This window comes from Brevibacterium sp. R8603A2 (genome assembly GCF_023072605.1).
Taxonomy (GTDB): Bacteria; Actinomycetota; Actinomycetes; order Actinomycetales; family Brevibacteriaceae; genus Brevibacterium; species Brevibacterium pityocampae.
Window position 1 is genome coordinate 1 of the sequence record NZ_JALLGN010000055.1, and the last position, 254, is coordinate 254.

1 pseudogene is annotated in these 254 nt (G+C 66.5%); it reads right to left on the bottom strand.

Going from position 1 to position 254, the window contains the following annotated elements:
* Positions 1-119 (bottom strand): annotated as a pseudogene (locus MTQ12_RS14865) (transposase); the annotation flags it as partial.
* Positions 120-254 lie beyond the last annotated feature (135 nt).

Here is a 254-nt window from a genome sequence, read left to right on the forward strand (position 1 = left end):
CAGGTCGCCTCGATCGCCTCAGCCAGGCCGGTCAGTCCGTCGCAGCACACGATGAGCACGTCGCGGACGCCGCGGTTGGCCAGCTCCGCGCACACGTGGGCCCAGAACGAGGCGCCTTCGGTGTTCTTGTCCCGCGTCAAGTAGTTGGCAGGATTTCCTTGGTTTTGAATGTCGGGGTGGTGGGGTCGGCCAGGCCCAGGTGCACCTCCTTGGGCCGGTTCCATGAGATGGCCTCGTGGGGCCGGAGCTCGTTG